The organism is Sphingomonas sp. Mn802worker (assembly GCF_000382485.1).
Lineage (GTDB): Bacteria > Pseudomonadota > Alphaproteobacteria > Sphingomonadales > Sphingomonadaceae > Sphingomonas.
In genome coordinates, this window is record NZ_AORY01000014.1 from 133,877 (window position 1) to 160,334 (window position 26,458).

The following is a 26,458-nucleotide window of genomic DNA, read 5'->3' on the forward strand; positions in this document are numbered from 1 at the left end:
ACATGGCGGCAGATGTGGCGACGCACAGTTCGAGGGACGGGGCAGGGGCAGAGGCGGGCAATCGCGCGCGCTGGGTCATCGTCGCGATGGTGTTCGTTGCGATCATGCTCAACTACGTCGACCGGCAGATCTTGGCGCTGCTGAAACCGACGCTCGAGGCGGAGTTCCGCTGGTCGGATCAGGATTACGCCAACATGGGTACCGCATTCCAGGTCGCGACCGCGTTCGCGTTCCTCGGCACCGGCTGGTTCATCGATCGCGTCGGGCTCAGGCGCGGGTTCGGCATCGGGGTCGGCGTGTGGAGCCTTGCGGGCATGGCACACGCCTTCGCGACCACCGTCACCGGCTTCCTCGGCGCACGCGTGGTGCTCGGCGTCGCTGAATCGATCGGCACGCCCGCCGCGGTGAAATCGGCCGCGACCTATTTCAACCACCGCGACCGGCAGATCGCGCTCGGCATCGGCAACACCGCTCCCAACGTCGGCGCGGTGCTGACCCCGGCGCTGATCCCGCCGCTCGCGGTCGCGTTTGGATGGCAATCGGCATTCCTGCTCGCGGGCGGGTTGGGACTTGTGTGGGTCGCAGTGTGGTTTGCGTTGCGCGTGCGGCCCGTCGCGCTCGACGCGGTCGCGGCCGCGCCGGTTCGCTGGCGCGATATCCTCAGCAGCCGCCGCACGCTCGCGATCGCGATCGCCAAGGTGCTGTCCGATCAGGTCTGGTTCTTCATGCTGCTCTGGCTGCCCGACCTGTTCCACCGCCTGTTCGGGTTGCAGCAAGGGACGCTCGGCTGGCCGATCGCGCTGACCTACGGCCTCGCCGCGATGGGCGCGATCAGCGGCGGCGTGCTGCCAGCGCGACTGATGGCGCGCGGCTGGAGCGTCAACGCCGCGCGCAAGTCGGCGCTGCTCGTCTACGCGCTGCTGGTCACGCCGGTGCCGCTCGTCATGTCGGTCGATAGCCCGTGGTCGGCGGCGCTGCTGCTCGGGCTCGGGCTGTTCGCGCACCAGGGCTTCTCGACCAACGTCTTCGGGCTCGCGACCGACGTAACGCCCGCGCGCGCGGTCGGCTCGACGATCGGGATCGCGGCGTTCTGCGGCAATCTCGGCTCGATCGGGATGATCCAGTTTCAGGCTTGGGCACTGGCGCACGGCCTCGGCTACACGCCCGCGCTGGTCATCTGCGCCACGTCCTACCTGCTGGCGCTCGGCTTCATCCAGCTGCTGATCCCGCGCATCGTCGCGGTCGAGCACGATGGTGAGAATAGGGGGGACGCGCCGGCGATCATCGCGCACTGAACGACAGACGCGAAAAAGCCGGCGAGGGCGACCCCGCCGGCTTCTCCTTCGCCGCGACGCTTAGAAGTTCACGCGCGCATTCACGCCGTAATAACGGTCCGCCTCGCGCGGGATGATGTAGCGGTAGCTGCCGCCCGGCCCGCCCGAGGTGATCGCCGCGGCGAAGCTCTGGTCGAACAGGTTCTTGACCTGGAAGTTGACGCGAAAGCGATCGTTCGCCTCGACGATCCCCGCCTGCACGTCGACCAGCCCATAGCCCTTGATCGTCGTCGCATCACGCACCGCGGCGCTGGCATCGAGCTGCGACAGCTGCTTCGACTGGTACGATCCCTGCGCACCCAGCGCGAAGTCGATCGGCCCACCCGTACGCAGGCGATAGTCGGCGCCGAGCGAGCCCTTCCACTTCGGCGCATAGGCGAGCGTGGTGCCGTTCGGGATCACTCCCGTCGTTACGCCGTTCGCCGGCACGCGGAACTGGTCGATATGCGCGTCGGTGTAGGCGACGCCGCCCGAGAACGACAGGTCGCGCACCGGCTGGAACAGAATGTCCAGCTCACCGCCGCGCGTCGAGATCTGCCCCGCATTGGTGAAGCGCGTGACCACCACGCCCTCGATCACGTCGGGGTTGTTCGCCTGGAAGTTGTAATATTTGGCGTAGTAACCCGCCAGGTTGATCACCAGCTTGCCACCGAACAGCGTGTTCTTCAGACCCACTTCGTAACTGTCGGCGGTCTCCGGCTGGATCACGTTGGTGCCCGTGCCGGTCAGATTGTAGAAGATGTTGAACGCCGGCCCCTTGTACCCGCGCGAATAGGTCGCATAGGCGGTCGACTGCCGCACGATGTCGTACTGCAACCCGACGCGACCCGACCAATTGTCGTTCGTCGTCTTGGCGGTAAAGGGAATGCCGTTGGACGCCGGCACCGCGGCGGTCGCGGCGGTGACGGGCGACACGCCGGTGCGGACCAGCCGCAGATATTCGTTGTACACGCCCTGGTCGAAATTGGGCGAGATGCCCGGTCCGGTCAGCGCCGTCCGCCGGATGTGCGACACGTCCAGCTGGTCGGTGGTGTAGCGCACGCCCACGATGCCGCGCAGCCGATCGGTGAAGTTGAGCGTGCCCTGGCCGAAGAAGGCGAGGTTCTTGAACACCGACCCGAACACCGCGGTCCCGGTCGGGCGCGTGACGGTCAGCCCGGGCGTCGAGCACGGCACCGGCACCGCCGGGGCAGGGGTGCACACTAGGTCGTTGCGCGTGAACGTCCGCGTCGTCTCCGCCCGCGAGTAGAAGGCGCCGAGCACATAGGAGAAGAACTGGTTCGACGGGCTGGTCAGCCGCAATTCCTGCGTGATCGTGTTCGACGTTTGCGGCCCGACATCGTGCAGCTGGTTGAACGTCGTATAGGCGCGCGGCAGCCAGTCGCCGTCGCGGATCTCGGTGTTGTCATACTCGCGGTACGAACCGATGTATGTGATCGTCTGCGTACCGAGCGTCCAGTCGGCCTGACCCGACACGCCCCAACTCTTCTCGTCGGTGTGCGTGATCAGGTCCTGGTTGATCCGCCGCGTGCGGTCACCCTGCGGCGTCGGCAGCACGCCCGAATTGATGAAGCCGTTGACCTGCGCGTTGGTGGTCGCACTGGCCGAGGTTGGGCCGGTGCCGATCACCTCGGCGCAGCAATCGTCGTTCGATCGGCGATAGTCGCCGATGATCGTGATCGTCAGGTCCGGCGTCGGATCGGCGACGACCATGCCACGCACGCCCCAATGATCGTAGCCGTTGACGCGGCGCCCACCGTAGGCGTTGTTGCGGATGTTGCCGTCGTAATTGCCGTAGAAGCCGGTCACGCGCGCGGCGATCCCCGTCGCCAACGGCAGGTCGAGCGCGCCGCGGACACGGTACTCGTTGCCGTTGCCAAAATAATAGCCGCCGTCGATGAAGCCGCCGAAGTCCTTGCCCGGCCGCTTGGTGACAATGTTGATGACGCCCGCCGAGGTGTTCTTGCCGAACAGCGTCCCCTGCGGCCCGCGCAGCACCTCCAGGCGGTCGATGTCGATCAGGTCGCTGAATGCCTCGCCTGCGCGGCTGTAGACGACGCCGTCGACGACGGTGGAGATCGATGGCTCACCCGCGATCGAGAAGGTAGAGGTGCCGACGCCGCGCAGGAACAGCGACTGGTTGATCGCGGTGCCCGATTTGCGGAAGTTGAGCGTGGGGACGAGGTATTGCGCGCCCTCAAGGTTCACAGCGCCCTTCGCCGCGATCGCGTCGCCCGACAGCACCGACACCGCGATCGGCACGTCCTGCAACCGCTCCGAACGCTTCTGCGCGGTGACGATGATGTCGCCGGGCTCGTTCGCCGCGCTCTGCGTCGCGGTATCGCTGCCCACATCGCCGGCGGTCGTGGCACTGCCGGTGCCGGTCGTCGTCTCGGGCGTGCCCGTCTGCGTCTGCGCCATTGCGGGCGCCGCCATCAGCGCCAGCCACGCGGTACTCACGGTCAACATCGTCTTCATCGTCTCGTTCCTCCCTAAAACCTACTCTCTCGCTGGAGATTTAGGTCAACGCTGTCACTGAAAGATTGTCTTTGGTGGCTAGAAACCCAGTTCGCTCATCTCGACGACGCGGTGCTCGCGCGCACTGATCTCGGCTGCGGTCCCGATCGCCACCGCCATCAACCCGTCGCGCGCACTCACCTCGACCGCACCTTCGCCCCGCACCGCCGCGTTGAAGCGCTGGTGCTCGTAGAAGGTCGAACCGTGGTGGCTGCCGGCGTTCAGCGCGGTCTCATCGACGTGGACCGTGCTGCGCTCGACCTGCTTGGGGTTCATGAACCCCACGCGCGGCGAATAGACGATCTCGCCGTCGGGTATCAGCACGTCGAGCCGTGCCTTGTCACCGACCGCGGTGATCTCCTCCTGGTTGGTCGCGCCGTCGGCGAACATCGACAGGTCGAGCATTGCGCGCACGCCATTGGCGAAATCGACCGTCGTGAAGCTGTTATCGATGATGTCGGGGGTGCGTCGGTCGTAACGCTCGTCCAAGTGGTTCACGTCCATCGCCCCGGAGCAATAAACGCGCACTGCCTCCGATTGCGTGATCAGCCGCATCAGGTCGAAGAAGTGGCAGCATTTCTCCACCATCGTGCCGCCGGTGTTGGCGCTGAAGCGGTTCCAGTCGGCGACCTTCTCAAGGAACGGGAAGCGATGCTCGCGAATGGAGAGCATCTGCAGGCGACCGACGCGCCCGGCGTGCACCTGCGCGATGAACTCGGCGGCGGGGGGCATGTAGCGATATTCCATCGCGGTCCAGAACGGCCGCGCGCTCGCCTCCGCCTGCTCGACCACCCAGCGCGCGTCCGGAATCGTCGTCGCCAGCGGCTTCTCGCACAGGATCGCCAGACCCTCGCCGAACAACGGCGTCAGCACGTCGCGGTGCGTGTAGTTGGGGCTCGCGACGATTACCGCGTCGACCAGCCCGCTCTTCGCGAGTTCGGCGGAGGAGGCGAACGACTGCACGCCCTCGCCGCGATCCCCAAGCGCCTTCTTCGCCCACCCAAGCGAGCGTTCGGTCGGGTCGGCGATCGCGGTCACCACCGCGCCCGGCGTGATCGCCAGATTGTTGAGATGCTCGACCCCCATCATGCCGGTGCCGACGAGGCCGTAACGCACTTGCCCTTCCAAAGCCCTTGCTCCTCTCCACTCGTCGCCGTACGTATGACAACGATGTCTGAAATCACTCTATCGCCCGAACCACGTCCTCTCGGCAAGAGCGGATTAACTGTCAGCCCGATCGCATGGGGGATGTGGCGCTTCGCCGGCGTTTCCGCGGCAGAGGGGCGTGCGCTGATCGAGGCCGCGTTCGACGCCGGGGTCACGCTGTTCGACACCGCCGACATCTACGGCTTCGATGGCTCAGGCGGGTTCGGCGACGCCGAGTCGCTGCTGGGCGAGGTATTCGCCGAAACGCCGGGGCTGCGCGACCGTATGGTGCTCGCCACCAAGGGCGGCATCACCCCGCCGGTGCCGTACGATTCGAGCACGGCGTATCTGACCAAGGCGCTCGACGACTCGCTTCGCCGCATGAAGGTCGACTCGGTCGATCTCTACCAGATCCATCGCCCCGACATCCTCGCGCACCCGCAGGAGGTCGCCCGCGCGCTCGACGACATGGTGTCTTCGGGCAAGGTGCGCGCCGTCGGCGTCTCGAACTATACCGCGGACCAGACGCGCGTGCTCGCCTCGTTCCTGTCGGTCCCGCTCGCCTCGCAGCAGCCCGAATATTCGCCGCTGTTCCTCGATCCGCTCACCAATGGACTGATCGATCAGGCGATGGAGATGGACCTGGCGGTGCTCGCCTGGTCGCCGCTCGGCGGCGGACGGATCGGCACGCCGGGCAATGCGCGCGAGCAGGCGGTGGCCGCCGCGCTCGATGCCGTCGCCACGCGCTTCGGCGTCAGCCGCGCGGCCGCGACCTACAGCTGGATCATGGCGCACCCGGCGCGGATCATCCCGATCGTCGGCACGCAGAACACCGCGCGCATCGCCGAACTCGCTGACGCCTTCAAGGTCAGCTGGTCGCGTCAGGATTGGTACGACGTTCTCGTCGCCGCGCGCGGCGAGCGGCTGCCGTAACCGACACACGATAACGAACGAAAGGGGAGAGGATTGTGAGCGATTCCATGCGTGGACCATGCGAGATTTCGTGGTTCTCGGCTTTGTGCGACGATGATTACGAGTTTCTGGGCGTGCCCGATCCCAAGCTGAAGTCTTCGTGGGAGCATTGCCGCGACATCGTGCTCGGGGCCGAAACCGGCGGGTTCGACAACATCCTGCTTCCGTCGGGCTACGCGCTCGGCATCGACACCACCGCCTTCGCCGCGGCGATCGCGACGCTCACAAAGCATATTCACCTGCTGATGGCGGTGCGTGTCGGCGAAAGCTGGCCGCCGCAGCTCGCCCGGCAGATCGCGACCATCGACCAGATCGCGCGCGGACGGCTGAAGATCAACATCATCTCCTCCGACCTGCCGGGTGAGAAACTCGCCTCCGCACCGCGCTACCAGCGGACGGTCGAGGCGATGCAGATCCTCAAGACGCTCTTGAACGGCGAGCATCTTAGCCACCAGGGCGAGTTCTGGAACCTCGACCTCGATCCCGCGGGCGTGAAGACCTTCTCCGGCGAGGCACCGCCGCTCTACTTCGGCGGCCTGTCGCCCGACGCGCGCGACGCCGCTGCGCGCGCCTGCGACGTCTATCTGATGTGGCCCGACACAAAGGAGAAGGTCGCGGAGATCATCGCCGACATGACGAAGCGCGGCGCCGACTACGGCCGCACGCTCAAGTTCGGCTACCGTGCGCACGTGATCGTCCGCGATACGGAGAGCGAGGCGCGCGCCTATGCCGACCGGCTGCTCTCCAAGCTCGACGCAGCGGAGGGCGCGCAGATCCGCGCCAAGTCGCTCGACGCGACTTCGATGGGTGTCGCCGCGCAGGCCGCGCTGCGCGAGGGCGCGTCGGACGATGGCTATGCCGAGGAGAACCTCTGGACCGGCGTCGGCCGCGCGCGTTCGGGCTGCGGCGCGGCGATCGTCGGCGATCCCGATCAGGTGCTCGCCAAGCTGCAAATGTACCGCGACATGGGAATCGACGCCTTCATCCTGTCGGGCTATCCGCACGCGGCGGAGGCGGACCTGTTCGCACGGCACGTGCTGCCGCGGATCGACCACGCGCCGCTGTGACGCACGGCTGGGGAGGGGACGGCAGCATGGACAAGCCATTGGTGGTCGGGATCGGCGGCACGATCGGCGGGCTGTCCTCGACCGAGCGCGCGCTCCGCATCGCGCTCGACGCCGCGGGCGAGCAGGGGTTCTGCACGCAGCTGTTCGGTGGCGAGGCGCTTGCGCGTCTGCCGCTCTACGATCCCAAGGCGACCAGCCGGACGCCCGAGGAACAGTCGTTCGTCGCCGCCGTGCGCCGCGCCTCGGCGATCATCATCGCCAGCCCCGGCTATCACGGCAGCATCTCGGGCGTGGTCAAGAACGCGCTTGATCTGCTTGAGGAGACCGCGCGCGACGCGGAACGCCCGTACCTCGCCGACGTGCCGGTCGGGCTGATCGCGACCGCCTACGGCTGGCAGGCGACCGGCTCGACGATCGCAGCGCTACGCTCGATCGTCCACGCGCTGCGCGGCTGGCCGACGCCGTTCGCCGCCGCGATCAACAGCCAAGTGACCAAGTTCGACGACGAGGGCGGCGCGAGCGACGCCGCGGTGGTCGAGCAGCTCCGCCTGGTCGGGCGGCAGGTCGCGCGTTTCGCGCCGTTGGTGGTGCACGATGTCGCTGCGCTCGCCTGATCGCCGCGAAGCGCTCGCGCTGCTCGGGCTAGGCGGCGCGGGGATTGCGACCGGCGCGGCCGCGCAATCGGTCGACCTCGGCTTCGTGGGCGGCACGCGCCAGCTCTCGGGCGACTGGCCGCAAAAGGGCAGCATGATCGTGCTACGCGAACGCGCGCCGCTGCTCGAAACGCCAATGAGCGCGTTGGACGGGGAGGTGTTTACCCCCAACGACCGTTTCTTCGTGCGCTGGCATTATCAGGACATTCCGACCGCGATTGATCCCGCGACCTTTCGACTGCGCGTCGGCGGCGCGGTGCGGCGCCCGATCGCGCTGACGCTCGCCAACCTTGCCAAGCTGCCGCATGTCGAGATCGCGGCGGTGAACCAATGCTCGGGCAACTCGCGCGCGCTGTTCAGCCCGCGCGTGCCCGGCGCGCAATGGGGCGACGGCGCGATCGGCAACGCGACGTGGAGCGGCGTGCGCTTACGCGACGTGCTCGACCTCGCCGGCATCGCGCCCGGCGCGGCCAACATCCGCGTCTCCGGCCTCGACCGCCCGCCGCCCGGGGCGCCGTGGTTCGCCAAGTCGCTTGGGCTGGACCATGCCCGCGACGGCGAGGTGATGATTGCGCTCGCCATGAACGGCGCGCCCTTGCCGATGTTGAACGGTTATCCGATCCGCCTGATCGTGCCGGGCTGGTACTCGACCTATTGGGTGAAAGCACTCGACCGGATCGAGGTGCTGACCGGTGAGGACGACAATTACTGGATGGCGAAGGCGTACAAGATCCCCGCGACCCCGAACGCGGGCGTGCAGCCGGGCGCGAAGGATTTCCCCACCGTGCCGATCAACCGCATGACCCCGCGCGCCTTCTTCACCAACGTCGACCGCGCGACCAAGGTGGTGGCGAACGATCCTTTCTACGTCCGCGGACTCGCGATGGGCGGGGCAAATGCGGTCGCGCGCGTCGACCTTTCGATGGATGCAGGTAGGACGTGGCACGCCGCGCACCTCGGCCCCGATCAGGGCAAATACGGCTTCCGTTTGTGGGAGGCTACCATCGGCGGGCTACGGCCGGGCGGTTACCGTTTGTGGGCGCGTTGCACCAATGCGGCCGGGCAGGCGCAATCGATGGACGCGATCTGGAACCCCGGCGGCTACATGCGCAGCCAGATTGCCTCAGTCGCGGTGACGGCTGCATGAAGCTAGCGATCATCGCCGCGGCGGTGCTGCTCGCCGCCTGCTCGGCCGAACCCGACGCCTCCCCGACGAAGCCGGCCGGCGCGTTGCAGCCGGTCAGCATCACGCTGCCCGCCGAAACCGCCGCGTTGCCCGACACGCCTGCGGGCACGACACTGTCGCAGCATTGCACCGCCTGCCACTCGCCCGATTTCCTCACCCGCCAGCCGCCGCTGACGGCCGAAAAATGGCAGGCGACTGTCACCAAGATGCGCGAAGCCTATCACGCTCCAATTAGCCCTGCGGACGATCCCGCGATCGTCGCCGCGCTGGTGACGCTACAAGGCGCACCACCGGCACGCTGACCCTTACCGCGCCGGCACCTCGCTCAGCGCGCCGGTCGCGCGACCGTGCCGGCCATAGACCCACTCGAACAGCGGGCTTGCCATCATCGTCGTCACGATCGCCATCAGCACCAGCATCGCGAACAAGGTCGGACCGATGATGCCCTTCTGCAGCCCAATGTTGATGATGATCAGCTCCATCAACCCGCGCGAATTCATCAGCGCGCCGATGCCCAGCGCGGTGCGATTGTCCTCCCCCGCCAGCCGCGCCGCGAGGTAGCAGGCACCACCCTTCGCCAGCACCGACGCCGCGAGGATCACTGCTGCGACCAGCAGCAGCGCCGGCGAACTGACCGTGTCCATCCGCGTGTTGAGCCCGGAGTAGGTGAAGAACATCGGCAGCAGTAGCACGACCGTCAGCGGCTCGATCTTGGCGCGGATCTCCTCCGTCAGCGTACCACGCGGCATTACCACGCCCATGATGAACCCGCCGAAGATCGCGTGGATGCCGACCGCATCCATCAGAAACGCCGACAGGCAGAACGCGATCAGCACGACGGCAAGCAACGGGGGCGTCAACTCATCCGTGCGCTCCACCGCGCGCGCCGCCGGGGCGAGCAGCCGCGGCCCCGCGATCAGCACCAGCGCCGCCCATGCGACCCCGCCGCCGATCGCCAGGATCGCGACACCCGCGCCGCCACCGAACGTCGCCAGCACGACCGCCAGCACGCACCACGACACCGCGTCGTCGAACGCGCCTGCGGTCAGCGACAGCGTGCCAAGCGCCGAATCGGCCAGCCCGCGCTCGTTGATGATCCGCGCCAACATTGGAAACGCGGTCAACGCGATGCACGCGCCCAGGAACAGGGTCGCGTTGAACTGGCTGATCCCGGCCGCGAACAGTCCGGGCACGCCGAGCAACCACGGCGTCAGCAGAATGGCGATCGCGAACGGCGCCGCGATCCCGGCGAGCGAGACGACCGACGCACTGCGCGCCTTGGACCGGAAATGATCGAGCCGAAGCGTCGTGCCTACCAGGAACATGTAGAGTCCGACGCCCAGCTGCGCACCGGCGTAGAGCACGTTCTTCGTTTCCTTGGGAAAGATCGCGCCCTGCAATCCCGGCGCGACGAGTCCGAGCAGCGATGGTCCCAGCACGACGCCCGCGATCATCTCGCCCACCACCTGTGGCTGCCCCAGCGCGACGCGCCCGATCCAGCCGACGACCCGACACGCGATCAGGATCACCGCGAGCTGGAGAAAGAAATGGATCGAGAAATCACCCGGCGCGTAGCTCGCGGTGCCGTTCACCGCCGCGCCGTGCGCGCCCAGGACGCCGCCTGCCGTCCGCCACAGGCTGTTCACCGCCTCTTCCATGACCATCACTCCCCTTGGTCGATCTGAAACGACAAACCTGCGCTTCTGACAAGTAGGGCTGAGGTCGGATGGTCGCGCGCGGCCTCGGCTATCCGCGGTGTGCGCGATCGATCGAGCGCGCACAGGATCGCCCACACTGTACGGCTCGCGGCGGCCGCTGTAAGTGGGCTGCGCATCCTTGATCGCCTTCGATCGTCGACACGATGCGTCAAACGGGGACCGTGCCATTCGACAGATCGCCGCCTTGCCGTACCGGATCGATGCTGCCGCAGGGGCCGACGGCGCGATCTGCGTCATGCTGGTCACCTCGCGCGGGACCGGGCGGTGGATCATTCCCAAGGGCAACATCGGCATGGGTAGCACCTTGCCGGAGGCCGCCGCGCAGGAGGCGGAGGAGGAAGGCGGCGTGCGCGGCGCGCTCTGTCCGGTCCCGCTCGGCACCTATCGTTATCGCAAGCGGCGCGGCAGCGGCGCGTCGCTGATGATCGACGTCGATGTCTTCCCGCTCGCCGTCACGCAGGAACTGCCGACGTGGAAGGAGCAGGGGGAGCGCGAGCGGCGCTGGTTCCCGCTCGCCGAAGCCGCGACCCGGATCGACGAGCCCGATCTGCGCGAACTGCTCCGCTCGTTCGCGCCGTCGCAGTTCCGCGTTGCAGTGCAACAATCCGGTGCTAGGTCGGCCGCGAATCGGGCTTCAAACCAAAAGTGGGGTACAATGTTCGCGTGGTTTCAACGGCTGTTGCCGAAGACCGGTAATTTCTTCGAGATGTTCGAGGCGCACGCCGCGACCGTCCTTGCCGGCGCAGAGGCGACCGCGCGGCTGCTGGCGGGCGGCCCGTCCGCGAAGGAGCACATCCGCGAGATCATTGAGCGCGAGCATGACGCCGACACGATCACGCGCGACGTGCTGAAAACCGTCCGCAAGACGTTTCTTACTCCCTTCGATCGCGGCGCGATCACCGCGCTGATCGGCGCGCTCGACAACACCATCGACGAGATGCAGGCGTTCGCCAATGCGGTCGACCTCTACGACGTCGACATGTTCGAGCCCGAGATGCGCGACATGGCCGCGATCATCGTCGATGCCGCGCGCGTCACCGCGGAGGCGATCCCGCTGTTGCGCGACGTGGCGCGCAACGGCGACCGGCTGCATGAGTTGACCGAACGCGTGATCCGCATCGAGGGTCATGCGGACGAGATCCACGCCGCCGGTCTCAAGCGCTCGCTGCAAAAACACGGCACCAGCGACACGTTGCGCTTCGTCGTCGAGCGCGAGCTCTACAAGCATCTGGAGCGCATCGTCGACGCGTTCGAGGATGTCGCCGACGAGGTCGACGGCATCGTGATCGATCACGCCTGAGGGCGGGACCATGCACGAACTCGCCTTTCCGCTGCTCGTCGGCCTGATCGCCGTCGCGCTCGCCTTTGACTATCTCAACGGGCTGCACGACGCGGCCAATTCGATCGCCACCGTGGTTGCGACCCGGCTGCTCTCGCCGGTCAAGGCGGTGCTGTTCGCCGCGGTGTTCAACTTTGCCGCCTATTTCCTGACCATCATGTTCCCCAGCCTCCACGCGGTGGCAGAGACGATCGGCAAGGGATTGATCGACAAGGATATCGTCACCCCCGCCGTCATCTTCGGCGCGCTCGGCGGCGCGATGTTCTGGAACGTCGTCACCTGGCTGCGTGGCATCCCGTCGTCGAGCAGCCACGCGCTGGTCGGCGGGTTGATCGGCGCGGGCGTCGCGCATGCCGGGATCGGCGGCATCCAGTGGGGCGGGCTCAACAAGACCGTGCTCGCGATCGTGCTCTCGCCATTGCTCGGCATGATCCTCGCCATGCTCGTCATGCTCTTGTCGAGCTGGGCGTTCCGCCGTTCGACCTCAGTTCAGGCCGAACGCAGCTTCCGTGCGCTCCACCTGCTGTCGTCCGCCGCTTACTCGCTCAGCCACGGCTTGAACGATGCGCAAAAGACGATGGGGATCATCACTGTGCTGCTCTACTCGACCGGGCGGCTGTCGGGGCCGTTCGAGGTGCCGCACTGGGTCGCGATCAGCTGCTACATCGCGATCGCGCTCGGCACGATGACGGGCGGGTGGAAGATCATCGAGACGATGGGCTCGCGCATCACCAAGCTGTCGCAGCACCAGGGCTTCTCCTCCTCGCTCGCGGGCTCGATCGTGCTGTTCACTGCCTCGGCGCTCGGCATCCCGGTCTCGACCACGCACACGATCACCGGCGCGATCATCGGTGCGGGCACCGCCCGGCGCGCGTCGGCGGTCCGCTGGGGCGTCGCGCAGGGCGTCGTCGTCGCGTGGATCATCACCATTCCCGCTTCCGCCGCGGTCGGTGCGCTCTTCTACGGCCTGACCCGCCTGTTCTGATCGCTCTATCTGATCCACTTGCCCTTGCTCCTTCCCCACGACATGACGTGGGGAAGGGGAGGACGGGCACATGGCCGCAGTGTTGATCGACGGGGAAGAACCGCCAAGCCACGGCGACATCCGGCTCGTCATTTCCGCCTCCGCGCTCGGCACCGTGTTCGAATGGTACGATTTCTTCATCTACGGAACGCTCGCCGCCTCGGGCATCATCGGGCGCGCCTTCTTCCCCGCCGGCAACGAGACGGTGCAGACGTTGCTCGCCTGGGCGGGCTTCGCGGTCGGCTTCGGCTTTCGCCCGCTGGGCGCCGCGCTGTTCGGCTATCTGGGGGACCGGCTCGGGCGCAAATACACCTTTCTCGTCACCATCACCCTGATGGGCATCGCCACCGCCGGCGTCGGCCTGACGCCGTCCGCCGCCACGATCGGCTATGCCGCGCCCGCGATCGTGCTGCTGCTCCGCATCGCGCAGGGGCTGGCGCTCGGCGGCGAATATGGCGGTGCGGCGATCTACGTCGCGGAGCACTCCCCGCCGGGCCGCTCGGGCTTCTACACCAGCTTCATCCAGGCCGGCGTCGTCGGCGGCTTCATTCTCAGCCTCGCGGTCATCCTGCTGTTCAAGGCGCTGGTGCCCGGCGCCGCATGGGAGGCGTGGGGCTGGCGGCTGCCGTTCCTGTTCTCGCTGCTGCTGCTCGCCATCTCCTTGTGGATGCGACTCAAGCTGTCGGAAAGCCCGGTCTTTCAGAAGATGCGCGCCGCGGGCGAGCGCGCGGTCAATCCGCTGAAGGAAAGCTTCACCTATCCCGGCAACATACGCCGCATGGTCGTCGCGCTGTTCGGCATCGCCGCCGGACTGACCGTGATCTGGTACACCGCGATGTTCACGGTGCTGTCGTTCCTGCAGACGACGATGCGCGTCGAGGAAACCACCGCGCAGCTCATCACCGGCTTCGGCGTGCTGATGGGGACGGGCTGGTTCCTGCTCTTCGGTCATGTCAGCGACAAGGTGGGCCGCAAGAAGCCGATCGTGGTCGGCTATGTCCTGACACTTCTGCTGCTGTTCCCGATCTTCTGGACGATCGGCGCGGCGGCCAATCCGGGGCTGGCGCGCGCGGCGGAGGCGAACCCGGTCGTCGTCGCCGGGGCAGACTGCCGCTACAGTCCGTTCGACAAGCAACAGGCGACCGCGTGCGGGACGCTGCTCGACGCCTTGTCGAAGAAGGGCGTGCCTTATTCCACGCGCAAGGCCGCCGAGACGCAGGTCACGATCGGCAGCAGGATCGTCGCGGATACCTCACCCGCGGGGCTGGACGCCGCCCTGACCGCCGCGGGCTATGATCTCGCCAAGGTCACGCCGTCCGCCGGCAACATCGCGCTGATCCTTGTCGCAATCCTTGCCATGTCGATGCTGTCGGGGATCACCTACGGCCCCGTCGCGGCGCTGCTGGCGGAGATGTTCCCGCCCGCGATCCGCTATTCCTCGCTGTCGATCCCCTACCATCTCGGCACCGGCTATTTCGGCGGCTTCCTGCCCTTCATCAGCCAATATGTCGTCGCAAAGACCGGCGATCCCTATTCGGGGCTGTGGTACACCTGGGGCGTTACGCTGCTCGCCCTGCTGGTGACGCTGTTCGGCCTGAAAGAAACGCGCGACCACCGCGACGCTGTGGCGTGATCGCGCCGGGCGGGGTAGGGGCGCGCGGATGATCCGCGTCCGCCGCTCCGTCCACGCATGACCGCCCCGCAACGCCTCTCCCTTGATGGCGCCGCGCTTGCGGCAAACTGGCGCGCGCTCGCACGCGCGAGCGGCGGCGCGGCTTGCGGCGCGGCGGTAAAGGCGGACGGCTATGGTCTCGGCGTGCGCGATGTCGTCACCCGGCTGCTCGCGGCGGGATGCCGCGACTTCTTCGTGTCGTCGTGGAACGAGGCAGCGGCGCTTGCCGACCTCGATCTGGCGAGCGCGGGCGCATCGCTGTCGGTGCTCCACGGCGTGCGCGACGCCGACATGACGATAGCCACCGCGTCCCAGGCCCGTCCGGTCCTCAGCACCTCCGCGCAGGTACGTCGCTGGCAGGGCGCGGGCGGCGGCGCGTGCGACGTGATGGTCGATACCGGCATGAACCGCCTCGGCATCGCACCCGACGATATCGCCGCGGGACTGCTGGGCGGCGTCGCGATCGACACGCTGTTGAGTCATCTCGCCTGCGCCGATGAGGACAGCGCGATGAACGAGCAACAGCGCACCCGCTTCGCCGCGCTCGCCGGGCGAACGAACGCGCGGCGGTTGAGCCTCGCCAACTCGGCCGGGATCACGCTCGGTGTCGATTACCACTTCGATCTCACGCGTCCCGGTCTCGCGCTCTACGGCGGCATGCCCGTGCCGGCGCTGACTGACGTGATCCGCCCCGTCGCTCGGATCGAGGCGGAGGTGCTGCAACGCCGCCTGGTGCGTGCAGGGGAGACAGTCGGATACAACGCTACCTGGGTTGCCTCGGTCGACACGCAGGTCGCGATCGTCAACCTAGGCTATGCCGACGGTTACTGGCGTGGCTTCTCCGACACCGGCCTCGCCTTTGCGGGCGATGTCCAGCTGTCCGTCATCGGGCGTGTCTCGATGGATTTGGTCGCGCTCGACGTGACGGGCGCGGACGTGGGCGAGGGAGACTGGATCGCGTTCGACCCCGACCTGCCGCGTGCGGCACGGGCATCAGGCATGAGCCAGTATGAGCTGCTCACCGGCCTGGGCCATCGCTTCGATCGCATCTGGCACGACTGATCTGCACGCTTGCTGCGCAGCACAGCGCGCTTGTTGCAGCGCGTCACGCGGTACGATAGCCTTCGCACCATAACGATCAGGCGAGGCGAGGATGAAGAAGCAGCATCAGGGCGACGGCGTGGTCATCATCAAGAAATACGCCAACCGCCGACTCTACAATACCGAGAGTTCGTCCTACATCACGCTCGACCATCTGGCCGCGATGACGCGCGCGGGTCGCGACTTCAAGGTGCTCGACGCCAAGACCGACGAGGACATCACGCACAATGTCCTGACGCAGATCATCATGGAGGAGGAGAGCCGAGGGCAGACGATGCTGCCGGTGCCGTTCCTGCGCCAGTTGATCGCGCTCTACGGCGATTCGATGCAAGCGATGGTGCCGGGGTATCTCGAGGCGTCGATGGACAGCTTCCACCGCAACCAGTCCGAATTCAAGACCGCGGTCGAGGGCGCGTTCGCCGGCTCGCCCTTCGCCGAGATCGCCAAGCGCAACATGGAGATGTTCGAGGCCGCGGCGAACGCCTTCGCACCCCCGGCAGCAAGGGTGCGGCGGCCAGGCCGGCGTCCGCGACCAGCAAGGATGACGAGATCGCCGCGCTCAAGGCCGAACTCGCCAAATTGCAGGACAAGGTCGAGAAGCTGGTGCGGTGAGCGGCCGCGACGCCGCTCACCGGCGTCAGTTCAGCGTGGCTTGACGAAGCGCAGCGTCATCCGGTCGCTTTCGCCGATCGCGGCATATTTGGCGCGATCGGTGTCGCCCGCGGCATAGGTCGGTGGCAGCGTCCACACCCCCTTCGGATGATCGGTCGTGTCCTTCGGATTGGCGTTGACCTCCGACGATCCCGCCAGCTTGAACCCGGCTTCCTCCGCCAGCCGACGGATTGTCGATACCTTCAGGTAACCGCTCTCGCGTTCGCGCGCCGCATCGGCCTTCTCCGGCAGGCGATGGTCGACGATGCCGAGCGTTCCGCCGGGCTTGAGCATCGTGAACCATGCCTTGAACACGTTCGCCGCCGACTGCCCGCCCGCCATCGTCAGATTGTGGACGTTGCGGAACGTCAGCACCACGTCCTGGCTGTTCGCGGGCACCGTCGATGCGCCGGTCGCCGGATCGAGCGTCGCGACACTGCCGGTCAGCGACTTCGCTGCGAGCATCTGTTTCGCACCCTCTGCAGCCTTCGCCGAGGTGACGAGTGCAGTGTAGCTGCCGCCGCTTGCGGGCACGCGCGCGAGGATCTGGCTGTACCAGCCACCGCTCGGATTGTATTCGACCACCTTCTTCGCCGGGGTCACGCCGAAGAAGGCGAGCGTCTCGGCCGGGTGCCGGTAACGATCGCGCGCGCGGTCGGCTTCGCTGCGCGCCGGATCGGCGATCGCGCGCGATATCGCGGGGTCGGCTTTCGGCGTCGCGGCGTGAACGGCGATACTCAGCGCCAATGCGGGAAGGATAAGCGCGGAGCGCGCGAGAAACGTGGAACGGGGCATCGAACCTCCTGTGTTTGATGCGTGCAGGCTGGACGAGCGATGGACGTGGCACAAGTGCTGAACGATGCGAGCGAGGTGCCGCTAGCCGCCGGGATCGTCGCGATCCTGGCGCTGCTGCTCGCGCTCTTTGCGGCGTGGCGTGAGCGGCGGGGCACGATGCGCGTCGATCCCGACGCGGTCGGGCTGCTCGACTGGCGCGGGGTGCAGATGCTTGCGCTGCTCCTGCTCGCGGTCGCGCTGCTGCTGGTGGCGAAGGGCTAGTAGAAGTTGGCGAGCGTCAGCTGTCGCTGTGTGCCGTCGCACAAGGTCAGCGCGACGGTTCGCCCAGCCGCGCCGGCGGTCCAGCGCGCGAGCGGGCTGGTGGCATAGGCGGGCGTCACCGGCTGTCCGTCGACGCGGCAGATCAGGTCGCCGCCGCGCCATCCCGCCGCCGCCGCGGGTCCGCCGCGCATGACGTGCAGCACCTTCAAACGATCTTGCGCGATGCCCAGCAGCAGCCCGCTGGTCGACCTGAGCGGCGGCTGGTCCGCACTGGTTCCGGGTGACAGCAGCATCTGCCCGGCGGTGGGATCGAGCAGCACGCGGTAATTCTGCAGGAACCCCGATCCGATCCGACCCGCGACCCCGATCTTGTCGGAAAAACCGCCGCTCGGCTCGACCCGCACCTCGACGTTCTTCGCGATCGTCTTGCCCACAACCATCTGCGGCACGACCGCGACTTCGCTGACGACCGGGCCCGCGAGCCCGAACGACACGGTGGTGGTAGTCGCGCGGCTCGACATCTGCGCGGTGTTCCAGCCCGCCTTGTTCAGTGTGATCGCCGAACCGTCGCCGGTATCGACCACCATCGGGCGCAACTCCGCGCCGCCGAGCACGACCGAACTGACATAAACCAGGCGTTCGGGCGCGATCGACAGCGGCGACGATGTGCCCGCGAACGGCGTACGTCCGGACTTCAGAAAACGGAAGCGCCGCCCGGCATAATCGATGTCAAGCGCATAGCCCGCGGTCAGGTCGCGGCCGACGAGCAGGTCGACCGCGGTCGCGCTTCCCGTGGCGGCGGCGGGCAGATCGGCGACGACCAGCCGGCCGCCCTCGCGCCTCAGGCCGCCAATTGCCAGCATGCGCGTCGCGATCCAGCCGACCGGCACCGATCCGCCGATTACATCGGCCTTGGCATCGCCGCGCACGCGCAGGTGCTGCGCCTCGGCGTAGCGCTTCGCAAGCACCGAATAGCTGACACCGGTATCTAGGATCGCGCTTGCCGGCTTGCCTTCCAGCGCCATCACGAAGCGGATCTGGTTGCCCGGCGTGAACTCGAACGGGATCCAGCGCGTCTCATGGTCGGGCGACAGCGTCTGCGTGCCTTTGTCGAAATCGGCGGCGGCAGGCGCTGCTGAAACGGGTGCGAGCGCGGCGGCGAGGGCAAGAATGATCGACACGAGCGGCGTTGTAGCGCGCTTGCTCGGCGGGTCACGCCTGTTTCGCCCAGCCTCTTACAAACAGGCCTCTTACAGGCAGGCTTCCAGAAACGCTTGGTCGAACCCGAACTGCTTGGCCTTGTCGATCGTATACGGGCGCAGCCCCATGGCGCGATACTCGCCGATGATCTTGCCGTCGGCGCTCTCGTCCAGATACTCGAACTTGAACAATTCCTGCGTCACGATGACAGGGCCTTCCATCCCGATCACCTCGGTGATGTTGGTGACGCGGCGGCTGCCGTCGCGCAGGCGCTTGACCTGGATGATCATGTCGACCGAGTCGGCGATCTGACGGCTGATCGCTTCCTTGGGCACCTTGATGTCCGACATCATGACCATGTTCTCCATACGCGCCAGCGCTTCGCGCGGGGAATTGGAGTGGAGCGTGCACATCGATCCGTCGTGGCCGGTGTTCATCGCGGCGAGCATGTCGAAACACTCGCTGCCACGAATTTCGCCCAGGATGATGCGGTCCGGGCGCATACGCAGCGCGTTTTTCACGAGGTCGCGGATGCTGATCTCGCCCTGACCTTCAAGATTGGCGGGGCGCGTTTCCAGCGGCAGCCAGTGCGGCTGTTGCAGCCGCAGCTCGGCCGCGTCCTCGATCGTCAGCACGCGCTCGCCCGGGTCGATCATCTTGGACAAGGCATTCAGCATCGTCGTCTTGCCCGAGCCGGTACCGCCCGAGATGACGACGTTGAACCGGCACGCACCCGCGATCTTCAGCGCGGTCGCCATCTTGGTCGACATGCTGCCGAACCCCGCCATCATGTCGAGCGTGATCGGCTTGGCGGAGAACTTGCGGATCGAGATCGCCGTGCCTTTCAGGCTCAGCGGCGGCACGATAACATTGACGCGGCTGCCGTCCTTCAGGCGCGCGTCGGCCAGCGGCGTGGTCTGGTCGACGCGGCGGCCGACCGAGTTGCAGATACGCTGTGCGATCTGGAACAGATGCTCCTCGTCGCGAAACTGAATCTGTGCGAGTTCGAGCTTGCCCTTGCGCTCGACAAAGGTCTGGTCCGGGCCGTTGACCATGATGTCGCTGATGTCGGCGTCCGCCAGCAACTCCTCGAGCGGCCCGAGCCCGAGCAACTCGTCGACCAGCACCTTTTCCAGCGCGAACTGCTCGCGCCGGTTGAGCGTCAGCCGCAGCTCGGCCAGCACCTCGCCGATGATCGGGCGGAATTCCTCCGCCAACTCGTCCTTGCCGAGCGTCGCCGCGGCCTCAGGGTCGACGCGTTCCAGCAGACGCGGCAGCACCTGCTCCTTGATGCGGTGGATCGATGCCTCGAACCCCTCGACCCGGCTCGATCCAGCCTCACCCGACGCCGCCTGGCGGTCGGCCAATCGCTGCATCGCATCGAGCTGCGACGCGGGCACCAGCGACTCCTCCGCCGCGGGCAGCGTCAGCGTATCGAGTGCGGGGAACTGCTCCCCTGACGGCTCAGGCTTCTGGAACCCGCCGCCCTGCATCGGGCGCGCAACGCCGAAGCCGGGTCGCGCCGCTGCACCACCGATATTGTTACGACGCCCGAACGCGTTCATTCCACCACGATCCTTACGGTTCTTGAGGTTGGCGTAGCGCGGCAAGGCTTGCGATTTACCTAATGCCGCGTTCAGCCTTCGTGAGGCGTTGGCTTGTGAGGTGACACGCGGATCATCTGACGTTCATCATCGTTTCACGCAGGCACGCGTCCCCGGTTGTCAATCGCGGGGACCGATGCTACCCGCCCGCCAACCCTTGCGAGGCGCCGTTTGCGCGCCATTGCGCTCGCTCGGGGAAAAATCCTCAGGCGACCAGCGCTCCTGGACGCGGACATTGTTAGGCAAGGAATTCGGATCGCGTGGATAGTTCCAGCGGCACACACGGTAGCAGCATCCAGGCGAGCCTGGGCGGACGCTACGCCACCGCTTTGTTCGATCTCGCGGTCGATGCGCGCACGGTCAACGAGGTCGAGCAGAGCCTGTCGCGCGTCCGCGACGCGCTCGATCAGTCAGCCGATTTCCGCACGCTGACCTCGTCGCCACTCGTCGCGCGTGGCGAAGCGGCCAAGGCCGTGCTCGCCACCGCCGACGAACTGGGCGTCGACGCCACCACCAAGAGCTTCCTCGGCGTCCTTGCCGAGAACCGCCGCCTGGGACACCTTCCCGCGATCATCCGCGCCTATCGCCAGCTCGCTGCACGTCACCGCGGCGAGACGACTGCCGAGGTGACCAGCGCGCACCCGCTTTCCGACGATCAGGTCGCCGAGCTGAAGCAGCAGCTGCGAACCCGCGTCGGACGCGAGGTGTCGGTCGACCTCTCGGTCGATCCCGACCTGCTCGGCGGCCTCGTGGTCCGCATCGGTTCCCAGATGATCGATTCGTCGATCCGCACCCGTTTGAATGCGCTCGCCAGCGCGATGAAAGGCTGAGTAATGGACATCCGCGCCGCTGAAATCTCCCGCGTCATCAAGGATCAGATCGCCAATTTCGGCACCGAGGCACAGGTCAGCGAGACCGGCCAGGTGCTGTCGGTCGGCGACGGCATCGCGCGCATCTACGGCCTCGATAACGTCCAGGCGGGCGAGATGGTCGAGTTCGCCAACGGCGTGCAGGGCATGGCGCTGAACCTCGAGGCCGACAACGTCGGCGTCGTGCTGTTCGGCTCGGATTCGGAGATCAAGGAAGGCGACACCGTTCGCCGCACCGGCACCATCGTCGACGTCCCCGTCGGCAAGGGGCTGCTCGGGCGCGTCGTCGACGGCCTCGGCAACCCGATCGACGGCAAGGGCCCGATCGTCTCGGACCAGCGCAGCCGCGTCGAGGTCAAGGCGCCCGGCATCATTCCGCGCAAGTCGGTGCATGAGCCGGTGCAGACGGGCCTGAAGGCGATCGACGCGCTGGTGCCGGTCGGCCGTGGCCAGCGCGAGCTGATCATCGGCGATCGTCAGACCGGCAAGTCGGCGATCGCGATCGACACCTTCATCAACCAGAAGCAGGCGAACGCCGGCACCGACGAATCGAAGAAGCTCTACTGCGTCTATGTCGCGGTTGGTCAGAAGCGGTCGACGGTCGCTCAGCTCGTCCGCACGCTGGAGGAAAACGGTGCGATGGAATATTCCATCGTCGTCGCCGCGACTGCCTCGGACCCTGCGCCGCTGCAGTTCCTCGCGCCCTACACCGGGACCGCGATGGGCGAGTATTTCCGCGATAACGGGATGCATGCCGTCATCGTGTTCGACGATCTGTCGAAGCAGGCGGTCGCCTATCGCCAGATGTCGCTGCTGCTGCGCCGTCCGCCGGGCCGTGAAGCCTATCCGGGTGACGTCTTCTATCTCCACTCGCGCCTGCTTGAGCGCGCGGCGAAGATGAATGAGGCGAACGGCGCCGGGTCGCTGACCGCGCTGCCGATCATCGAGACGCAGGCGGGCGACGTGTCGGCCTACATTCCGACCAACGTGATCTCGATCACCGACGGCCAGATCTTCCTCGAAACCGACCTGTTCTTCGCCGGTGTCCGCCCTGCGATCAACGTCGGCCTGTCGGTCAGCCGCGTCGGTGGCGCCGCGCAGACCAAGGCGATGAAGAAGGTGTCGGGCTCGATCAAGCTTGAGCTGGCGCAATACCGTGAGATGGCGGCGTTCGCGCAGTTCGGCTCGGACCTCGATGCCTCGACGCAGAAGCTGCTCAACCGCGGCGCCCGCCTGACCGAGCTGCTCAAGCAGCCGCAGTTCAACCCGATGCCGTTCGAGGAGCAGACGGTGTCGATCTTCGCGGGCACCAACGGTTATCTCGATCAGGTCGCGGTGCAGGACGTGGTGCGCTACGAGTCCGCGATGCTCAGCTTCATGCGCGAACAACACGCCGACGTGCTGACCGCGATCCGCGACAGCCGCGAGCTGAGCAAGGACAGCGAGGGCAAGCTGAAGAGCGCGCTCGACTCTTTCGCGAAGACCTTCGCGTAAGAGAACAAAGCCCTCTTCCCGCCGGGGAGAGGGTTGGGAGAAGGGCCGCCCCAAGCGACACGGCCCGGACGAACGCTGATCCTGATCCGCTCGCGGTGACGGTAAGAGGAAATGAATGGCGTCTCTTAAGGCCCTCAAGATCAGGATCAACTCGGTCAAATCGACCCAGAAGATCACCAAGGCGATGAAGATGGTCGCCGCCGCCAAGCTGCGCCGCGCGCAGGAAGCGGCGATGGCCGGTCGCCCCTATGCCGAGCGGATCGAGAGCGTGGTCGCCAGCCTCGCCGCGCGCGCAGGCGGGGAGGGCGCGTCGCCCTTGCTCGCGGGTACCGGCAAGGATCAGGTCCACATGCTGGTGGTCGTCACTTCCGAGCGTGGTCTGGCGGGTGCGTTCAACACCAACATCGTCCGCGCCGCGCGCCGCAAGGCCGAGGAGCTTGAGGCCGCGGGCAAGACCGTTCGTTTTTACACGGTCGGGCGCAAGGGCCGCGTGATCAAGCGCTTCTATCCGACCGGCGTCGTCGCCGACCACGATCTGTCGACGATGAAGGTCGCGCGCTTCGATGAGGCGAAGGCGATCGCTGATGACCTGCTCGCGCGCTACGCCGCTGGCGAGTTCGACATGGCGCACCTGTTCTACGCCAAGTTCCAGTCAGCGCTGGTGCAGATCCCGACCACGCAGCAGATCATTCCGGTCTCGGTCCCGACGCGTGATCCCAAGCTCGCGCCGACGCTGTCAAACGACGGCGACGCCGCGGTCGAGTATGAGCCGAGCGAGGAGAAGATCCTCGCTGACCTGCTGCCGCGTAACGTCGCGGTGCAGGTGTTTCGCGCGCTGCTCGAAAACGCCGCGTCGGAGCAGGGCAGCCGCATGAACGCGATGGATAACGCCACCCGCAACGCCGGGGACATGATCAATCGCCTTTCGATCCAGTACAACCGCACGCGTCAGGCCGCGATCACGACCGAGCTGGTCGAGATCATCTCCGGCGCCGAAGCGCTTTAAGCATTCAGAAGCAGGAACCAGAACATGGCTACCGTCCTCGATGATCGCCCCAACGTGTCGGGCAGCAACAATGTTGGCCGCATCAGCCAGGTGATCGGCGCCGTCGTCGACGTGTCGTTCGACAACCACCTGCCCGCGATCCTCTCGGCGCTCGAGACCGACAACAACGGTAACCGCCTCGTGCTTGAGGTTGCGCAGCACCTGGGCGAGAACACCGTCCGCACGATCGCGATGGACTCGACCGAGGGGCTGACCCGCGGCCAGAACGTGACCGACACCGGCAACCAGATCACCGTGCCGGTCGGTCCGATGACGCTCGGCCGCATCCTGAATGTCGTTGGTGAGCCGATCGATGAGCGCGGTCCGGTGCAGACCGACCTGCGCGCGCCGATCCACGCCTCGGCCCCGCTGTTCGTCGATCAGTCGACCGAGAGCGCGATCCTCGTCACCGGGATCAAGGTCATCGACCTGCTCGCGCCGTACGCGAAGGGCGGCAAGATCGGCCTGTTCGGCGGCGCCGGCGTCGGCAAGACCGTGCTGATCCAGGAGCTCATCAACAACATCGCCAAGGGCCACGGCGGCACGTCGGTGTTCGCGGGCGTGGGTGAGCGTACCCGCGAGGGCAACGACCTTTATCACGAGTTCCTTGACGCGGGCGTCATCGCCAAGGATGCCGACGGCAACGCGATCAGCGAGGGCTCGAAGGTCGCGCTGGTATACGGCCAGATGAACGAGCCCCCCGGGGCACGCGCTCGCGTGGCCCTCTCTGGGCTCGCGATCGCGGAGTACTTCCGTGACCAGGAGGGGCAGGACGTGCTCTTCTTCGTCGACAACATCTTCCGCTTCACGCAGGCGGGTGCAGAGGTATCGGCGCTGCTCGGCCGTATTCCGTCGGCGGTGGGCTATCAGCCGACCTTGTCGACCGACATGGGTGCGTTGCAGGAGCGGATCACCTCGACCAACAAGGGCTCGATTACCTCGGTGCAGGCCGTCTACGTCCCCGCGGACGATCTGACCGACCCGGCGCCGGCGACCTCGTTCGCGCACTTGGACGCGACCACCGTGCTCAACCGCGCGATCTCGGAGCTGGGCATCTACCCGGCGGTCGATCCGCTCGACTCGACCAGCCGCGTGCTGGAACCGCGCACGGTCGGTCAGGATCACTACGAAACCGCGCGTGCGGTGCAGGCGACGCTGCAGAAGTACAAGTCGCTGCAGGACATCATCGCCATCCTCGGCATGGACGAATTGTCCGAAGAGGATAAGCTGACCGTCAGCCGCGCGCGCAAGATCCAGCGCTTCCTGTCGCAGCCGTTCCACGTCGCGGAGGTGTTCACCAACATCCCGGGCAAGTTCGTTCAGCTCGACGACACGATCCGCTCGTTCAAGGCGGTGGTGAACGGCGAGTACGACCATCTGCCCGAGGCGGCGTTCTACATGGTCGGCGGCATCGACGAGGTCGTCGCCAAGGCCGAGAAGCTGGCGCAGGAGGCGTAATGGCGCTCCACTTCGAACTGGTCACGCCCGAGCGCCTCGTGCGCTCGGACGAGGTCTATATGGTGACCGTGCCGGGTACCGAGGGCGACTTCGCGGTGCTTGAAGGCCACGCGCCACTCATGGCGACGATCCGCGACGGCAACGTGCTGGTGCAAAAGGCGCAGGGCGCAGTGCCCGAGACGATCGTGGTCCGCGGCGGTCTGGCCGAAGTCAACGCACGCGGGCTGACCGTCCTGGCCGAACACGCCGAATGATCTGACTGGCAGCAGCGCGTTGCACGCTGCTGCCGCCTGCATCGCTGCGCCGGCTGGTCCGCAGCTGTCCTACGCGGACCTGTGTCGCTAGCGCGACACCATGACCTGCTGCCCCTTTACAAGCGAAGTTGACATATGCCCGCGTGTGCGCGCGTGAATGTCAACTTTCTCAACTTCCACTCGGTCAGGCACGCGGATGCGCGTTGCGATAGACATCCATCAGGTGCGCGGCATCGACCTGCGTGTACACCTGTGTCGAACTCAGACTCGCATGGCCGAGCAGTTCCTGGAGTGCACGCAGGTCCGCTCCCCGTCCGAGCAGGTGCGTCGCGAAACTGTGCCGCAGCGCATGCGGCGTGGTACGGTCGGACAGACCCAGCTTCCCGCGCGCGCGCTGCACCTTCACCCGCACGACACCGGCCGACAAGCCGCCGCCACGAACCCCGCGAAACAATGGCTGGTCACGCTCCAGCGGCCATGGCACACGCCCGGCATAATCCTCGATTGCCGCCCGCACCTCGGGCAACAGTGGCACGATCCGCGTCTTCGTGCGCTTGCCGGTCACGACCAATGTCTCGCCGAGCGGCAGCGCCGCCCCGGCCAGCGCCAGCGCCTCACCGATCCGCAACCCCGCGCCATAGAGCAGCAGCAGCACGGCCCAATCGCGTGCGCCGACCCATGGCTCCTCGCTCTCCTCCGCCACCTCAGCGGCGAGCGCCACCGCATCAAGCGGGGATATCGGTCGCGGAACTCCTTTCTTGACTCGCGGCCCCTTGAACGTCGGCGCGGCACCTTCGTCATTTGCCCAGGCAAGAAATGCGCGTACGGCAGACAGCTCGCGCGCGGCGGATGCGTTGGAAAGCCCCTTCGTCCGCTCCCCTACACCAACCACGCGGCTGGCAAGGTATGCGCGCAGATCAGCCGCTTCGACGCGAGCAAGCGACGCACGATCGACAACAGCACCCCAGTGGTCCGTCAAGAAGGCGACAAATCGCTCGGCTGCGCTCCGATACGCGCGCACCGTGTGGATCGAGCGCCGCCGCTGCTGTGCTAGGTAGATGCTGAACTCGAATGCCGGACCTTGCATCACCCTTGCTT

The 26,458-nt window shown here is 66.7% G+C and carries 23 protein-coding genes and 1 pseudogene; 17 read left to right on the top strand and 7 right to left on the bottom strand.

Features of this window, described 5'->3' with window-relative positions; translation table 11 throughout:
* The first annotated feature begins 2 nt into the window (after positions 1-2).
* On the top strand, positions 3-1,295 hold the full coding sequence (locus SMN802W_RS0113255; protein ID WP_019517402.1) for an MFS transporter: 1,293 nt from the start codon (positions 3-5) through the stop codon (positions 1,293-1,295).
* Between the two features lie 60 nt (positions 1,296-1,355).
* On the opposite strand, the gene SMN802W_RS0113260 is transcribed toward SMN802W_RS0113255, so the two are convergent.
* On the bottom strand, positions 1,356-3,812 hold the full coding sequence (locus tag SMN802W_RS0113260; RefSeq protein ID WP_019517403.1) for a TonB-dependent receptor: 2,457 nt from the start codon (positions 3,810-3,812) through the stop codon (positions 1,356-1,358).
* Positions 3,813-3,890: 78 nt separating this feature from the next.
* Positions 3,891-4,967, bottom strand: coding sequence for a Gfo/Idh/MocA family protein (locus SMN802W_RS0113265; protein ID WP_019517404.1), 1,077 nt, complete (start codon positions 4,965-4,967; stop codon positions 3,891-3,893).
* 54 nt (positions 4,968-5,021) lie between these two features.
* On the opposite strand from SMN802W_RS0113265, the gene SMN802W_RS0113270 reads away from it, so the two are divergent.
* Genes SMN802W_RS0113270 through SMN802W_RS0113290 form a run of 5 tightly spaced genes read left to right on the top strand, consistent with a single transcriptional unit; the run spans position 5,022 to position 9,177 of the window.
* Complete coding sequence (locus SMN802W_RS0113270) at positions 5,022-5,930, top strand: aldo/keto reductase (protein ID WP_083925793.1); 909 nt, start codon at positions 5,022-5,024, stop codon at positions 5,928-5,930.
* A 47-nt stretch (positions 5,931-5,977) separates the two neighbouring features.
* The gene (locus SMN802W_RS0113275) at positions 5,978-7,036 is read left to right on the top strand and encodes an LLM class flavin-dependent oxidoreductase (protein WP_193378589.1); all 1,059 of its coding nucleotides are present in this window, start codon (positions 5,978-5,980) and stop codon (positions 7,034-7,036) included.
* A 26-nt stretch (positions 7,037-7,062) separates the two neighbouring features.
* On the top strand, positions 7,063-7,650 hold the full coding sequence (locus SMN802W_RS0113280; protein ID WP_026326115.1) for an NADPH-dependent FMN reductase: 588 nt from the start codon (positions 7,063-7,065) through the stop codon (positions 7,648-7,650).
* Entirely contained in the window at positions 7,631-8,836 is a 1,206-nt protein-coding gene (locus tag SMN802W_RS0113285; protein ID WP_019517408.1) for a molybdopterin-dependent oxidoreductase, read from the top strand. The genes SMN802W_RS0113280 and SMN802W_RS0113285 overlap by 20 nt, the downstream gene beginning before the upstream one ends.
* Entirely contained in the window at positions 8,833-9,177 is a 345-nt protein-coding gene (locus SMN802W_RS0113290) for a hypothetical protein (RefSeq protein WP_019517409.1), read from the top strand. The genes SMN802W_RS0113285 and SMN802W_RS0113290 overlap by 4 nt, the downstream gene beginning before the upstream one ends.
* A gap of 3 nt (positions 9,178-9,180) precedes the next feature.
* Here SMN802W_RS0113290 and SMN802W_RS0113295 read toward each other — a convergent pair whose 3' ends face one another.
* Entirely contained in the window at positions 9,181-10,539 is a 1,359-nt protein-coding gene (locus tag SMN802W_RS0113295; RefSeq protein ID WP_019517410.1) for a cation:proton antiporter domain-containing protein, read from the bottom strand.
* A gap of 220 nt (positions 10,540-10,759) precedes the next feature.
* Between SMN802W_RS0113295 and SMN802W_RS0113300 the strand changes: the two genes are divergently transcribed.
* The 5 genes and pseudogenes from SMN802W_RS0113300 (at position 10,760) to phaR (ending at position 16,341) form a co-directional block, all read left to right on the top strand.
* The gene (locus tag SMN802W_RS0113300; protein WP_026326116.1) at positions 10,760-11,893 is read left to right on the top strand and encodes a DUF47 family protein; all 1,134 of its coding nucleotides are present in this window, start codon (positions 10,760-10,762) and stop codon (positions 11,891-11,893) included.
* A 10-nt stretch (positions 11,894-11,903) separates the two neighbouring features.
* Positions 11,904-12,917, top strand: coding sequence for an inorganic phosphate transporter (locus SMN802W_RS0113305; RefSeq protein ID WP_019517412.1), 1,014 nt, complete (start codon positions 11,904-11,906; stop codon positions 12,915-12,917).
* A gap of 70 nt (positions 12,918-12,987) precedes the next feature.
* Positions 12,988-14,589: an MFS transporter gene (locus SMN802W_RS0113310; RefSeq protein ID WP_019517413.1), complete on the top strand. Its 1,602-nt coding sequence runs from the start codon at positions 12,988-12,990 to the stop codon at positions 14,587-14,589.
* A gap of 57 nt (positions 14,590-14,646) precedes the next feature.
* A complete protein-coding gene (gene alr / locus SMN802W_RS0113315) occupies positions 14,647-15,690 on the top strand; it encodes an alanine racemase (protein ID WP_019517414.1) in 1,044 nt (347 codons plus the stop codon).
* 91 nt (positions 15,691-15,781) lie between these two features.
* Positions 15,782-16,341 (top strand): annotated as a pseudogene (gene phaR / locus SMN802W_RS17155) (polyhydroxyalkanoate synthesis repressor PhaR).
* A 30-nt stretch (positions 16,342-16,371) separates the two neighbouring features.
* Here phaR and SMN802W_RS0113325 read toward each other — a convergent pair.
* The gene (locus SMN802W_RS0113325; protein WP_026326117.1) at positions 16,372-17,175 is read right to left on the bottom strand and encodes a class I SAM-dependent methyltransferase; all 804 of its coding nucleotides are present in this window, start codon (positions 17,173-17,175) and stop codon (positions 16,372-16,374) included.
* Positions 17,176-17,220: 45 nt separating this feature from the next.
* On the opposite strand from SMN802W_RS0113325, the gene SMN802W_RS0113330 reads away from it, so the two are divergent.
* A complete protein-coding gene (locus SMN802W_RS0113330; RefSeq protein ID WP_156818897.1) occupies positions 17,221-17,436 on the top strand; it encodes a hypothetical protein in 216 nt (71 codons plus the stop codon).
* On the opposite strand, the gene SMN802W_RS0113335 is transcribed toward SMN802W_RS0113330, so the two are convergent.
* Positions 17,433-18,617: a retropepsin-like aspartic protease gene (locus SMN802W_RS0113335; RefSeq protein ID WP_019517417.1), complete on the bottom strand. Its 1,185-nt coding sequence runs from the start codon at positions 18,615-18,617 to the stop codon at positions 17,433-17,435. The genes SMN802W_RS0113330 and SMN802W_RS0113335 overlap by 4 nt on opposite strands.
* Before the next feature lie 69 nt (positions 18,618-18,686).
* Positions 18,687-20,201 (bottom strand): CpaF family protein, encoded by a 1,515-nt coding sequence (locus SMN802W_RS0113340; RefSeq protein WP_019517418.1) that lies wholly within the window; start codon positions 20,199-20,201, stop codon positions 18,687-18,689.
* 299 nt (positions 20,202-20,500) lie between these two features.
* Here SMN802W_RS0113340 and SMN802W_RS0113345 point away from each other — a divergent pair, with 299 nt between their 5' ends.
* The 5 genes from SMN802W_RS0113345 (at position 20,501) to SMN802W_RS0113365 (ending at position 25,360) form a co-directional block, all read left to right on the top strand.
* Positions 20,501-21,070, top strand: a complete 570-nt coding sequence (locus tag SMN802W_RS0113345) for a F0F1 ATP synthase subunit delta (protein ID WP_026326119.1) — start codon at positions 20,501-20,503, stop codon at positions 21,068-21,070.
* Positions 21,071-21,073: 3 nt separating this feature from the next.
* The gene (gene atpA, locus SMN802W_RS0113350) at positions 21,074-22,603 is read left to right on the top strand and encodes a F0F1 ATP synthase subunit alpha (RefSeq protein ID WP_019517420.1); all 1,530 of its coding nucleotides are present in this window, start codon (positions 21,074-21,076) and stop codon (positions 22,601-22,603) included.
* 115 nt (positions 22,604-22,718) lie between these two features.
* The gene (locus SMN802W_RS0113355) at positions 22,719-23,609 is read left to right on the top strand and encodes a F0F1 ATP synthase subunit gamma (RefSeq protein WP_019517421.1); all 891 of its coding nucleotides are present in this window, start codon (positions 22,719-22,721) and stop codon (positions 23,607-23,609) included.
* 24 nt (positions 23,610-23,633) lie between these two features.
* Positions 23,634-25,106, top strand: a complete 1,473-nt coding sequence (gene atpD, locus SMN802W_RS0113360; protein ID WP_019517422.1) for a F0F1 ATP synthase subunit beta — start codon at positions 23,634-23,636, stop codon at positions 25,104-25,106.
* A complete protein-coding gene (locus tag SMN802W_RS0113365; RefSeq protein WP_019517423.1) occupies positions 25,106-25,360 on the top strand; it encodes an ATP synthase F1 subunit epsilon in 255 nt (84 codons plus the stop codon). Before atpD ends, SMN802W_RS0113365 begins: the two co-directional genes overlap by 1 nt.
* A gap of 184 nt (positions 25,361-25,544) precedes the next feature.
* On the opposite strand, the gene SMN802W_RS0113370 is transcribed toward SMN802W_RS0113365, so the two are convergent.
* Positions 25,545-26,447, bottom strand: a complete 903-nt coding sequence (locus tag SMN802W_RS0113370) for a tyrosine recombinase XerC (protein WP_019517424.1) — start codon at positions 26,445-26,447, stop codon at positions 25,545-25,547.
* Between the last annotated feature and the right edge of the window lie 11 nt (positions 26,448-26,458).